General features: G+C 70.5%; 11 protein-coding genes. 10 read left to right on the forward strand and 1 reads right to left on the reverse strand.

Annotated features, from left to right (window positions below):
- Window positions 1-283: 283 nt before the first annotated feature.
- The 10 genes from ABZ027_RS33660 to ABZ027_RS33705 all read left to right on the forward strand — a co-directional run bounded on the left by ABZ027_RS33660 (window position 284) and on the right by ABZ027_RS33705 (window position 12,432).
- Complete coding sequence (locus ABZ027_RS33660) at window positions 284-1,966, forward strand: CTP synthase (RefSeq protein WP_356775101.1); 1,683 nt, start codon at window positions 284-286, stop codon at window positions 1,964-1,966.
- Window positions 1,967-2,106: 140 nt separating this feature from the next.
- Window positions 2,107-2,733, forward strand: coding sequence for an NUDIX hydrolase (locus tag ABZ027_RS33665; RefSeq protein ID WP_356775019.1), 627 nt, complete (start codon window positions 2,107-2,109; stop codon window positions 2,731-2,733).
- A 190-nt stretch (window positions 2,734-2,923) separates the two neighbouring features.
- A complete protein-coding gene (locus ABZ027_RS33670; RefSeq protein WP_356775021.1) occupies window positions 2,924-5,011 on the forward strand; it encodes a tetratricopeptide repeat protein in 2,088 nt (695 codons plus the stop codon).
- A gap of 135 nt (window positions 5,012-5,146) precedes the next feature.
- The gene (gene ald, locus ABZ027_RS33675; protein WP_356775023.1) at window positions 5,147-6,271 is read left to right on the forward strand and encodes an alanine dehydrogenase; all 1,125 of its coding nucleotides are present in this window, start codon (window positions 5,147-5,149) and stop codon (window positions 6,269-6,271) included.
- A gap of 402 nt (window positions 6,272-6,673) precedes the next feature.
- Complete coding sequence (locus ABZ027_RS33680) at window positions 6,674-7,798, forward strand: ParA family protein (RefSeq protein ID WP_356775025.1); 1,125 nt, start codon at window positions 6,674-6,676, stop codon at window positions 7,796-7,798.
- A complete protein-coding gene (locus tag ABZ027_RS33685; RefSeq protein WP_356775027.1) occupies window positions 7,783-8,373 on the forward strand; it encodes a hypothetical protein in 591 nt (196 codons plus the stop codon). The genes ABZ027_RS33680 and ABZ027_RS33685 overlap by 16 nt, the downstream gene beginning before the upstream one ends.
- A gap of 18 nt (window positions 8,374-8,391) precedes the next feature.
- On the forward strand, window positions 8,392-9,468 hold the full coding sequence (locus ABZ027_RS33690; RefSeq protein ID WP_356775029.1) for a segregation/condensation protein A: 1,077 nt from the start codon (window positions 8,392-8,394) through the stop codon (window positions 9,466-9,468).
- Entirely contained in the window at window positions 9,465-10,130 is a 666-nt protein-coding gene (gene scpB, locus ABZ027_RS33695) for an SMC-Scp complex subunit ScpB (RefSeq protein WP_356775031.1), read from the forward strand. The genes ABZ027_RS33690 and scpB overlap by 4 nt, the downstream gene beginning before the upstream one ends.
- A complete protein-coding gene (locus tag ABZ027_RS33700) occupies window positions 10,130-11,245 on the forward strand; it encodes a pseudouridine synthase (protein WP_356775033.1) in 1,116 nt (371 codons plus the stop codon). The genes scpB and ABZ027_RS33700 overlap by 1 nt, the downstream gene beginning before the upstream one ends.
- Window positions 11,246-11,415: 170 nt before the next feature.
- The gene (locus ABZ027_RS33705; protein ID WP_356775035.1) at window positions 11,416-12,432 is read left to right on the forward strand and encodes an ADP-ribosylglycohydrolase family protein; all 1,017 of its coding nucleotides are present in this window, start codon (window positions 11,416-11,418) and stop codon (window positions 12,430-12,432) included.
- Window positions 12,433-12,501: 69 nt separating this feature from the next.
- Here ABZ027_RS33705 and ABZ027_RS33710 read toward each other — a convergent pair whose 3' ends face one another.
- Window positions 12,502-12,906: a Rieske (2Fe-2S) protein gene (locus tag ABZ027_RS33710; RefSeq protein ID WP_356775037.1), complete on the reverse strand. Its 405-nt coding sequence runs from the start codon at window positions 12,904-12,906 to the stop codon at window positions 12,502-12,504.
- Window positions 12,907-12,980: the final 74 nt, after the last annotated feature.

Here is a 12,980-nt window from a genome sequence, read left to right on the forward strand (position 1 = left end):
GCAGGATACGACGCACGTAGATGATCTGCGTGCTGCCCCGGGCAACGCGGGTGAGCCGAACGGGTGAGCGTGGGGTGAGAAACACGTGAGAGCGTGCGGGTCTGTGGCGGTCTGTGTGCGGAGCGTGGCCGGAAATCGCCGCGCCCGGTCGCTGATACCCTGGTAGCCCGTGGACCGGTGGGCACGAAACCCCCGAACCGCAGCGACGGCGCCTCCGGATAGCTTCCGGTTCGGCAGCCGCACCGCAACCCCAGACCGCGACCACGGGAGCCCCGCCTTGGCCATGCCGCCCGCTGCTTTTCGAAACAGCCCCGCCACGACGACAAAGCACATCTTCGTGACCGGGGGTGTCGCCTCCTCGCTCGGCAAGGGCTTGACGGCCTCCAGCCTCGGCATGCTGCTCAAGGCGCGTGGCCTGCGCGTCGTGATGCAGAAACTCGACCCGTACCTGAACGTCGACCCGGGCACGATGAACCCCTTCCAGCACGGTGAGGTGTTCGTCACCAACGACGGCGCCGAGACCGACCTGGACATCGGCCACTACGAGCGCTTCCTCGACCGTGACCTGGACGGCTCCGCCAACGTCACCACCGGCCAGGTGTACAACACGGTGATCGCCAAGGAACGGCGTGGCGAATACCTCGGCGACACCGTCCAGGTCATCCCGCACATCACCAACGAGATCAAGCACCGCATCCGCCGCATGGCGACCGACGAGGTCGACGTCGTGATCACGGAGGTCGGCGGCACGGTCGGCGACATCGAGTCGCTGCCCTTCCTGGAGACGGTCCGCCAGGTCCGGCACGAGGTCGGCCGGGACAACGTCTTCGTCGTCCACATCTCCCTCCTGCCGTACATCGGCCCCTCGGGCGAGCTGAAGACGAAGCCGACCCAGCACTCGGTCGCCGCGCTGCGGAACATCGGTATCCAGCCAGACGCGATCGTGCTGCGCTGCGACCGCGAGGTACCCACCGCGATCAAGCGCAAGATCTCCCTGATGTGCGACGTCGACGAGGCCGCGGTGGTCGCCTGCCCCGACGCCCGCTCGATCTACGACATCCCGAAGACCGTGCACGGCGAAGGCCTGGACGCCTATGTCGTCCGCAAACTGGACCTGCCGTTCCGCGACGTGGACTGGCGGACCTGGGACGACCTGCTCGACCGCGTCCACAACCCCGACCACGAGATCACCCTCGCCCTGGTCGGCAAGTACATCGACCTGCCCGACGCCTACCTCTCGGTCATCGAGGCGCTGCGCGCGGGCGGCTTCGCCAACCGGGCCCGCGTGAAGATCAAGTGGGTCACCTCGGACGACTGCAAGACCCCGGCCGGCGCCGCCCAGCAGCTCGAGGACGTGGACGGCATCTGCATCCCCGGCGGCTTCGGCGACCGCGGTGTGCTCGGCAAGGTCGGCGCCATCCGCTACGCCCGCGAGCACAAGATCCCGCTGCTCGGCCTGTGCCTGGGCCTCCAGTGCATCGTGATCGAGGCCGCGCGCAGCCTCGCTGACATCCCGGACGCCAACTCCACCGAGTTCGACCCGGCCACCTCGCACCCGGTCATCTCCACCATGGCCGAGCAGCTCGACATCGTCGCCGGCGAGGGCGACATGGGCGGCACGATGCGGCTGGGCATGTACCCGGCCAAGCTCGCCGAGGGCTCGATCGTGCGTGAGGTGTACGACGGCAAGGAGTACGTCGAGGAGCGCCACCGGCACCGCTACGAGGTGAACAACGCCTACCGCGCGGAGCTGGAGAAGAGGGCGGGCATCCAGTTCTCCGGCACCTCGCCGGACGGCAAGCTCGTCGAGTACGTCGAGTACCCGCGCGAGGTCCACCCCTATCTGGTCGCCACCCAGGCGCACCCGGAGCTGCGCTCGCGTCCGACGCGTCCGCACCCGCTGTTCGCCGGGCTCGTGAAGGCGGCCGTCGAAAGGACAGTGGCAGCGCGGGAGAATTCGAAGTAACACACCAGTTGTACGGTGGCCGGGGTGCGATCCTTCAAAAGGTGACCGCCCCGGCTGCTTTTTCACCCGTGGCCGCAGCGCGTCGGACGGCTTCCGGCCGCCTGCGTCGCGTGGTTTCCGTACGTCTGGAAGGACAGGGCATGACGATCAAGGACACCCCCGAGGAGTGGCGGATCCGGTCGACCCAGACCCCCTTCGTGGGCAACAAGACCTCCGTCCGCACGGACGAGGTGGTCATGCCCGACGGCTCGGTGGTCAACCGCGACTACCAGGTCCACCCCGGTTCGGTGGCCGTCGTCGCCCTCGACGGGGAGGACCGGGTCCTGCTGATCAAGCAGTACCGCCACCCTGCGCGGCAACGGCTGTGGGAGATCCCGGCCGGCCTGCTCGACGTGCCCGGCGAGAACCCGCTGCACGCGGCCCAGCGCGAACTGTACGAGGAGGCGCACGTCAAGGCCGAGGACTGGCGGGTGCTGACCGACGTCTACACCACCCCCGGCGGTTGTGACGAAGCCGTACGGATCTTCCTCGCCCGCGACCTGTCCGAGGCCGACGGGGACCGCTTCGAGGTGGAGGACGAGGAGGCCGACATGGAGCACGCGCGGGTGCCGGTCGACGACCTGGTCCGGGGTGTGCTGGCGGGCGACCTGCACAACAACTGCCTCGTGGTGGGCGTGCTGTCGCTGGTCGCGGCGCGGGGCGGCGACGGGCTCGACGCACTGCGCCCGGCTGAGGCGCCGTGGCCCGCACGCCCATTCGACTCCTGAACGCCCGCGCCCGCACTCCGGAACATTCCGAACATTCACACCCCTCCCGGTGTGACCATCCGCTGATCCGATTGAGGGATGTGTCCGCCGCGCTCCGCCCGGAACGTAGCAGAGCGTGAACTAGGCTCTGGAAACGCCCGAACCGGAGTCCCGGCGGGCTTGCGCGTGCGGTGGGACGGGAGTGTGGCCCGTGACGGATCAGGTGGTGGACGCAGACGGTGCACGGCTGTCGGCACAGGCTCCCCGGGACGACCAATTCCTCGGCCGCACACGGGAATTGAAGGAACTGCGCGCCGACATCGAGCGCGCCGGACTGGACACGATCTCCGGCCGCAAGGCCCCCCGCGCGCGCGTGCTCCTCATCGCCGGCAGGCCCGGTTCGGGACGCACCGCCCTCGCCGCGGAACTCGCCCGACAGGTCGCCGACCGTTACCCGGACGGGGTCCTGCGGGCCCGCCTCGGCGAACCCGACGGCACCCCCGTCCCGGTCGAGCGCACCGCCCGCGAACTGCTCGCCGCCCTGGAGGTGCCGGCCCCGGCCGGAGCCGCCGAGGACGACCTCACCGCGGCCCTGCGCGAGGCGCTCGCCGACCGCCGGACGCTGCTCCTGCTCGACGACGCGGCCACCGCCGAACAGGTCGACGCCCTGCTGCCGGACACCCCGGAGTGTCTGGTCGTCGCCGTCTCCGGGGGCCCGCTGACCGGGATCGCGGACGTCCGCCCCTGCACCCTGGGCGGCCTCGACACCAAGTCGGCGGTGGAACTGCTGTCCCGGCACACCGGGTCGGTCCGCATCACCGTCGATCCGCGGGCCGCCGAGGGACTGGTGGTGACCTGCCAGGGTCAGCCCGCCGCGCTGACCCTGGCCGGTGGCTGGCTCGCGGCCCGCCCCAAGTCGGCCGTCTCCGACTTCGCCAAGCACCTGCACGCCGAGGGGGAGGAGGGCACCCCGCTCAGCCGGGTCTTCCGGCTCGTGTACGCCTCCCTGCCCGGTCCCGCCGCCCGGATACTGCGCCTGCTCGCCCTCGCCCCGGCCGGCCTGGTCGACCCGCACACCGCGTCCGCGCTGGCCGGCTGCTCGGTGACCGGGGCCCGCACCACCCTGGACGACTTCGTCGCCCTCGGTCTGCTCAGGCCGGTGGACTCGCCGCTGCCGCAGTACGAGGTCCCCGGGTGTCTGCACCCCCTGCTGAAGGCGCTCACCGAGACCCAGGACCGGCCCGCCGAGCTGCAGCTGGCCCGGGCCCGCATGCTGGAGCGGACCGTGCGGCTGCTGCAGTCCTGCCGGGCGATCACCGAGACCGACAGCCCCGAGGCCCGCGAGAAGCTCCTGGGCATGCCCCCCGCCCTGCGCTTCCCGACCCCTCGGGCGGCCGCCCAGTGGCTGACCCTGCGCAAGCCCGCCCTGCTGGCCGCGGCCCGGCTCGCGGTCGCCGACGGAGAGCTGGACACCCTCGCCCGGCGTCTGATGTCCCAGCTCGTGCGGGCCCTGGTGGCCCACTGCGGCACCCGGGCGGTCGCGGCCGACCTGTACGGCGTCCACCGCCTCGTCCTCGACGTGGCCGAGCGCCAGAACCTGCCCCGGGAGAAGGCCGCCGCGCTGCTGAACCTCGCCGACCTGGACGCCAGGACCGGCCGCACGAACGAGGCACTGGCGCGCTACCGGGCGGCGCTGGACGCGGGACGGGAGGCGAACGACCCGTACGCGACCGGCCGCGCGATGGAATCCGTGGGCGGGGCCCACCTGGAGCTCGGGGACCACGACCGGGCGGCCGACTGGTTCGGCCGCGCCCTCGCCCAGCGGCTGGCCCGGGACGAGCGCGCGGACGCCGCCCGGCTGTACGGCCGTATCGCCGCCGCGCACACCGTCGCGGGTCGTTACGACGAGGCGCTGCGGGGCTGGCGGGCGGCGGTGGCCGGGCACCGCAAGAACGGCGATGTGGCGGCCCACGCGCGGGCGTTGAGCGAACTCGCGCGCGTCCAGGAGTACGCCGGACGTCCCGAGGACTCGCTGCGCACCTGCCACGAAGCGCTGGAGTGGGCGCGCCGCGCCGAGGACGTCCGTCTCCAGGCCGCGCTCCAGCTGCGGCTCGGCGACACGCTGGAGCGTCTCGGCGATCCGGCGGCGGCCTCGCTGCACCGGGGTACGGCCGAGCGGCTGTTGGGCGACGAGCTGCAGACGCCCGAAACACAGGCCGAGCCGGAGCCGGAGCAGGCCGTTCAACTGACGCAAGACGCGAACGCCTGCGAAATCCGCAGTGCATCCGCTGAAGATTGATGCAATGAAAGGCTAGACAGCGGGAACACCTTCATTAGACTGGCTCTGCCGCGCGCTCTCCTGCGGTGTGTCCTGGTGTGCCCGAGCATGCCTGGGTATGTCATGTAATGCCCCCCATTCCCTGAGCCAAGGACCGTGATCGACGTGAAGGTCGGCATCCCCCGCGAGGTCAAGAACAACGAGTTCCGGGTGGCCATCACCCCCGCCGGCGTGCACGAACTGGTGCGCCACGGCCACCAGGTCGTCATCGAGCGGGGTGCCGGGGTCGGCTCCTCCATCACGGACGGCGAGTTCGCCGCGGCCGGTGCCCGGATCCTGGAGACCGCCGACGAGGTGTGGGCCACCGCCGACCTGCTGCTCAAGGTCAAGGAGCCCATCGCCGAGGAGTACCACCGCCTCCGCAAGGACCAGACGCTCTTCACGTACCTGCACCTGGCCGCGTCCAAGGAGTGCACCGACGCCCTGGTCGCGTCCGGCACCACCGCGATCGCCTACGAGACGGTCGAACTGCCCAGTCGCGCCCTTCCGCTGCTCGCCCCCATGTCCGAGGTCGCGGGCCGCCTCGCCCCCCAGGTCGGCGCCTACCACCTGATGCGCGCCAACGGCGGCCGAGGGGTGCTGCCCGGCGGTGTCCCGGGCGTCCTGGCCGCCAGGGCCGTCGTCATCGGCGGCGGTGTCTCCGGCTGGAACGCGGCGCAGATCGCCATCGGCATGGGCTTCCACGTGACCCTGCTCGACAAGGACATCAACAAGCTCAAGGAGGCCGACAAGGTCTTCGGTACGAAGATCCAGACCGTCGTCTCCAACGCCTTCGAGCTGGAGAAGGCCTGCCTGGAGGCCGACCTCGTGATCGGCGCGGTGCTCATCCCCGGCGCCAAGGCCCCGAAGCTGGTCACCAACGAGCTCGTGTCCCGCATGAAGCCGGGAAGTGTCCTTGTCGACATCGCGATCGATCAGGGCGGCTGCTTCGAGGACTCCCGTCCGACCACCCACGCCGAGCCGACCTTCCCGGTCCACAACTCGGTCTTCTACTGCGTCGCCAACATGCCCGGCGCGGTGCCCAACACCTCCACCTACGCGCTCACCAACGCGACCCTGCCGTACATCGTCGAACTCGCCGATCATGGCTGGGTTGCGGCGCTGCGCCGGGATCCCGCGCTCGCCAAGGGGCTCAACGCGCATGACGGCAAGGTCGTTTACCGCGAGGTCGCGGAGGCACACGGGCTGGAGCACGTGGAGCTCGACGCGCTGCTCGGCTGAGCGGCGACCTTTAAGTCTCCTTTTGGTAAAGGTCGATACGTCAACAGAGGTCGTCAACCCCGTGCACCTGGCCGGACCTTGCCCGACATGGTCCGGCCAGGTGTGTGTATGGTCACTTTGCGGCACTCGGTCAACTCGCCTCGAACGTAACCCTTGAACCGATTCGTACACCGGTGAAACCCACCGTGCGACGGCCGTACGCCCTTGACAGAGGGATGTTTCATTGCCGACACATCCTGCCGGGTCCGGTGGATTGTGTTGCTGCGGACGCCCGACACGCCATAGAGTCGCCAACCGTCGGCATGGTGCCACGCCGACCTGTCTAGAAGTTTCCTGGTCACCAAGGAGGTAAGACGACTTGTGAATGAGTCGACATTTTCTCCCGGGGGTGGTCAACCAGGAATGCCTGCAGGGGCCCAGGGCCCCGAGGGGCTCGAGGCTGTCGGCTCCGTCGCGGTGCGCACCTTCGCAGCCCAGCAGAGTCCGCAGGTGACTCGGACACACCACAGCATGGATGGCCATCACGTGAACGCCATGGCCGGCGACGGAAGTGGCGCGCCCCACAACCAATTCGCCGACTACGACGAACTGCCCGACGGGCACTTCTACGACCCCGACGCCGAGTACGAGCCCGATCCAGAGTACGCGGCCACGCTCGCGCCCGACGCCGCCCGGCAGCGCCGAGAGCGCGTCGGTCCGACCGGACGCCCGCTGCCGTACTTCCCGATCCCGGGACCGCTGACCAACCACGGCCCCGCGACGATCATCGCGATGTGCAACCAGAAGGGCGGCGTCGGCAAGACGACGTCGACCATCAACCTGGGTGCCGCCCTCGCGGAGTACGGCCGTCGTGTGCTGCTCGTGGACTTCGACCCGCAGGGCGCGCTGTCGGTGGGTCTCGGTGTCAACCCGATGGAGCTCGACCTCACCGTCTACAACCTGCTCATGGAGCGGGGCATGGCGGCCGACGAGGTGCTCCTGAAGACGGCGGTCCCCAACATGGACCTGCTGCCCAGCAACATCGACCTGTCCGCCGCCGAGGTCCAGCTGGTCTCCGAGGTCGCGCGCGAGTCGACGCTGCAACGCGCCCTGAAGCCGCTGCTGGCCGACTACGACTACATCGTGATCGACTGTCAGCCCTCGCTCGGCCTGCTCACGGTGAACGCCCTGACGGCCGCGCACAAGGTGATAGTGCCCCTGGAGTGCGAGTTCTTCGCTCTCCGTGGTGTCGCGCTGCTGACGGAGACCATCGAGAAGGTCCAGGAGCGGCTCAACCCGGAGCTGGAGCTCGACGGGATCCTCGCCACGATGTACGACTCACGTACCGTGCACAGCCGTGAGGTGCTCGCGCGGGTCGTCGAGGCGTTCGACGACCACGTCTACCACACGGTCATCGGGCGCACGGTCCGCTTCCCGGAGACCACGGTCGCCGGTGAGCCGATCACCACGTACGCGTCCAACTCCGTCGGCGCCGCCGCCTATCGTCAGCTCGCCAGGGAGGTGCTCGCCCGGTGTCACGCCGAGTGAGTCTGCCGGGGGCCGACGAACTGTTCCGTACGACCGGGGGGACGGCGCTCCAGCCGTCCGCTCCCCGGCGCCCGGTCAACGGCGAGGCCCGGGTGCCGGCGCCCGCGGGGGAGTCGGACGGGGCCGCGGCCGCGGCGCCGTCCTCGTCCGAGGACGCACCGCAGTCGGTGCCGGCCCAGGATGGTGACGGTGACGGCGCGGAGCATGTGGCGGCCGACTCGGAGCCGGCCGGGGCCGGCGAGTCCCGCAGCCGGGGCACTGACCCCGCCGGACGTCGTCAGGCCCCGCAGGAAGGTTCTGCCTCGGGTGCGGGCGCGGCGGCCCCGCGCGGCAAGCGCGGACGGGCGGCCTCGCGCCGTCCCAGCGGGCGGGAGCGGCACGACGAGAAGATCACCGTGTACGTCTCCGCCGAGGAGCTGATGGATCTGGAGCACGCGCGTCTGGTGCTCCGGGGCGAGCACGGACTGGCGGTCGACCGCGGTCGGATCGTCCGCGAGGCCGTCGCCGTGGTGCTGGCCGACCTGGAGTCGCGCGGGGACGCGAGCATCCTCGTACGACGGCTGCGCGGGCGGTAACGGTAGCCTGCGGGGGCCATGACCTCGAACGACGTTCCCCCGGGCGCCGGCGCAGCCGCCGGCCGTCGGCGTGCGCTGGGCAGGGGGCCGGGAGCAGTTCCGGCTCCTGCGGAAGCCCTCGCTCCGTCGGCGGAGCCCTCCACCGAGGCCTCGATTCCCGCGCCGGTGGAGATTCCCGCCCCGGTGCGGTCCGAGGCGCCCGGAGACCCCGAAGAACCCGGGCAACTGGAAGAGCCCGAAGAGCCCAGAGACCCCGAAGACCCTGAAGACTCCGGCGACGGTGTCTTCAAGGTCCGTCTCGCCAACTTCGAGGGACCCTTCGACCTCCTCCTCCAGCTGATCTCCAAGCACAAGCTGGACGTCACCGAGGTCGCCCTGTCCAAGGTGACCGACGAGTTCATGGCGCACATCCGGGCGATGGGCCCGGACTGGGACCTCGACCAGACCACCGAGTTCCTGGTCGTCGCCGCCACGTTGCTGGACCTGAAGGCGGCCCGGTTGCTGCCCGCCGCCGAGGTGGAGGACGAGGCCGACCTGGCTCTGCTGGAGGCCCGGGACCTGCTGTTCGCCCGGCTTCTCCAGTACCGCGCGTACAAACAGATCGCCGACATCTTCAGCCACCGGCTCGACGACGAGGCCCGCCGCTACCCCCGTACCGTCGGACTCGAGGCGCACCACGCCGAACTGCTGCCCGAGGTGGTCATCAGCATCGGCGCGGAGGGCTTCGCGAAGCTCGCCGTCAAGGCGATGCAGCCCAGGCCCCGGCCGCAGGTGTACGTCGACCACATCCACGCGCCGCTGGTCAGTGTCCAGGAGCAGGCGCAGATCGTGGTCGCACGGCTCAGGGAGCGGGGCGAGGCGAGCTTCCGGGCGCTGATCGAGGACACCGACGACACCCTGACCGTCGTGGCGCGCTTCCTGGCGCTGCTGGAGCTGTACCGGGAGAAGGCCGTCGGGCTGGAGCAGGAGACGGCCCTCGGGGAGCTGCTGGTGCGCTGGACCGGCGGAGACGGGGGCGATACGCCGAAGGTCACCGACGAGTTCGACCGGCCGCCCGAAGTACCGAAGGACGACCCCAAGGAGGAGAAGGCGTGAGCGAGGAGACGACCGACGTTCCGGCCGGGCCGCGCACGGTCGCCGACCTCGACCTCAAACCGGCCCTGGAAGCCGTCCTCATGGTCGTGGACGAGCCCGCGACCGAGGAGCACCTCGCGAAGATACTCCAGCGGCCGAAGAGGCAGATCGGGGACGCGCTGCGGGAACTGGCCGACGAGTACACCGTCCAGGGGCGCGGTTTCGAGCTGCGGCTGATCGCGGGCGGCTGGCGTTTCTACAGCCGCCCCGAGTACGCGCCGGCCGTCGAGGGCTTCGTCCTGGACGGTCAGCAGGCCAGGCTCACGCAGGCGGCGCTGGAGACCCTGGCGGTGGTCGCCTACCGCCAGCCGGTCAGCCGCAGCCGGGTCTCCGCGGTGCGCGGAGTGAACTGCGACGGCGTGATGCGCACCCTGCTCCAGCGCGGTCTGGTGGAGGAGGCGGGCACGGAACCCGAAACAGGTGCGATCCTGTACGTGACGACGAACTACTTCCTGGAGCGGATGGGCCTGCGCGGTCTGGACGAGCTCCCGGAGCTCGCGCCCTTCCTCCCGGAGGCGGAGGCGATCGAGGCCGAGACACAGGAAGGCGTACCGTCGTTCGATCCGGACGCCCCGGACCCGGACGACGGTCCCACGACGAACCCGACGACGACGGAACTTTGATGCGAAGCAGCGGTAGCGGTAGCGGCAAGAGCGGTGGGCGCGGTAACCACCGCGGGGCCGGCAACAACAGGGACCAGAAGCAGGGCCAGAGCAAGGGTCAGGGCCAGAGCAGGGGCCAGGACCAGGGCAAGGGTCAGGGTCGTCCCAGCAAGCCCCGCCCCGAGGAGCGCCGCTACGACGTGGGCCCCGGCGCGTCTCATGAGGGCCCGAAGGCCGGGCGTGGCGGCGCGGCCCGCGGCGGTGCCAAGGGCGGCCCGAAGCGGCCCCAGCAGAGCAGGCGGACGGCTCCGGCGACCTCACGCGAGTACGAGACGCGCGCCGAGGAGCGCAACCGCGAGCGGTACGCGGGCAAGAAGGACGTCAAGCTCCCCAAGACCTTCCCGGGCGCCGAGCAGGAGGGTGAGCGACTGCAGAAGGTCCTCGCACGCGCGGGCTACGGCTCCCGGCGGGCCTGCGAGGAGCTGATCGAGCAGGCGCGGGTCGAGGTCAACGGCGAGATCGTGCTGGAGCAGGGCAAGCGGGTCGACCCGGAGAAGGACGAGGTCAAGGTCGACGGCCTGACCGTGGCGACGCAGTCGTACCAGTTCTTCTCGCTGAACAAGCCCGCCGGTGTCGTCTCGACGATGGAGGACAACGAGGGCCGGCAGTGCCTCGGCGACTACGTCACCAACCGTGAGACCCGGCTCTTCCACGTCGGTCGGCTCGACACCGAGACCGAGGGCGTCATCCTGCTCACCAACCACGGCGAGCTGGCGCACCGGCTGACACACCCCAAGTACGGCGTGAAGAAGGTCTACCTCGCGCACATCGTGGGTCCGATCCCGCGTGACCTGGGCAAGCGGCTCAAGGACGGCATCCAGCTGGAGGACGGGTACGCGAAGGCGGACCACTTCCGGGTCGTCGAGCAGACAGGCAAGAACTACCTGGTCGAGGTGACCCTCCACGAGGGTCGCAAGCACATCGTCCGTCGCATGCTCGCCGAGGCGGGCTTCCCGGTCGACAAGCTGGTGCGGGTCTCCTTCGGGCCGATCACCCTCGGCGACCAGAAGTCGGGCTGGCTGCGGCGGCTGTCCAACACGGAGGTCGGGATGCTGATGAAGGAAGTGGACCTGTAGGTAACCCCGCGAAGGCGTGGGCGAGTTGCGCCGAGGCGCAGGCGGCCGGTTTCCCGTCACGGGGCCGGCCGCTTTCTTGCGTACGCCTGCCGCCGCCCCTTATGGTCAAGGTGACGATTAAACGGGCCTCGTCGCTCGTCCAGTCACTTCGGGAAGGACACCACCCACCCATGACCATGACCGCCACGAAGCGTGCCGCCACCGGCGCGCTCACGGGGCTCGCCCTCGGCGACGCGCTCGGCTTTCCGACCGAGTTCAACGACGTGCCGTCGATCCTCGCCAAGTGCGGGCCGTGGCGGGAGATGGCGCTGCCGACGCCCGCGATCGTCACCGACGACACGCAGATGACGTTGGCGCTGGCGCGAGGACTGCGGGCGGCCATGGACCGCGGGGTACTCGGGCCCGACCTGGTCGAGCCGGTGCGGCGGGAGTTCATCGCCTGGAACCGGTCGCCGGAGAACAACCGGGCGCCGGGCAACACCTGTCTGAGGGCCTGCGAGCTGCTGGAACGTGAGGACCGGCCCTGGCAGGACGCCAGCCAGATCGGCTCCAAGGGTTGCGGCGCCAACATGCGGGTCGCACCGGTCGGGCTCGTCCCCGGGCTGAGCGACGAACAGCGCGCGGGTGCCGCCCAGTTGCAGGCCGCGCTCACCCACGGCCATCCGACGGCACTCGCCGCGTCCGACCTCACCGCCCATGCCGTACGGCTGCTCGCGCAGGGGGCCGAGCCCGCCGCGCTGACCGGGCTGCTGCGGTCGTACGCGGACGACAACCGCAGCCACTACCACGAGCGCTGGCTCGGTGATCTGTGGACGCGCGGCCACGACTCCTCGCCCGAGCAGTTCATCGCCCGCGGATGGGACGAGTGCGTGGGGGTCCTGGACCGTCTCCAGGAGGCGCTGCGGACTCCCTCGCCCGAGACCGACCCGTGCCTGGCCACCGGGGCGGGCTGGATCGCCGAAGAGGCGCTGGCGACCGGGCTGTTGTCCTTCCTGCTCTTCGTCGACGAGCCGCTGACGGCCCTGCGGCGCGCCGCCTGCACCTCGGGCGACTCCGACTCGATCGCCTGTCTGGCGGGCGCGTTCGCGGGCGCGCACCTGGGTGCGGAGGTGTGGCCCGCGCAGTGGGCGGACCGGATCGAGTACCAGAGCGAGCTGGCGACGTTCGGGGCGCTCTGGGACGCCTGACGCGCCCCGGCGCCTGCCGGTCGGGCGCCGGAGGGCGGGCCGGTGTCGAACGGACGGCCCAGATGATCCTCAGGCCAGGCGGATCGAGCCGTCCCGCACCGTGATCTTCTTCTCGGGCAGCGGTCGCGTCGCCGGATCGTGGACCACCGAGCCGTCGGTGATGCTGAACTTGCTGCCGTGACAGGTGCAGTTGATGGTGCCGTCCGAGACGCCGGCCACCGGACACTGGGCGTGCGTGCAGATGTTCGAGAAGCCCTTGAACTCGCCCTGCTGGGGCTGGGTGACGACGATCCCCTCGTCCTTGAAGATCTTGCCGCCGCCGACCGGGATGTCCGCCGTCCTGGCCAGTTCCTGCCCGGGGGTGGCGTTCGAGGACGAGGAGTCCTTGCCCCCGCCGCACCCCGCGGTCAGCGCCGCGGCGCCTGCCCCGCCCGCCGCGAGAAGGAGGGTGCGCCGCTTCGGGCTGTCGGTCATGTCGTCACTCCGAACGTGCGGAAGAACCAGTGGGCTGAGATCGGCGGGATGAGCAGCAGCATCCTGACACCGAA

It is taken from the genome of Streptomyces sp. NPDC006332, from assembly GCF_040612855.1.
Lineage (GTDB): Bacteria > Actinomycetota > Actinomycetes > Streptomycetales > Streptomycetaceae > Streptomyces.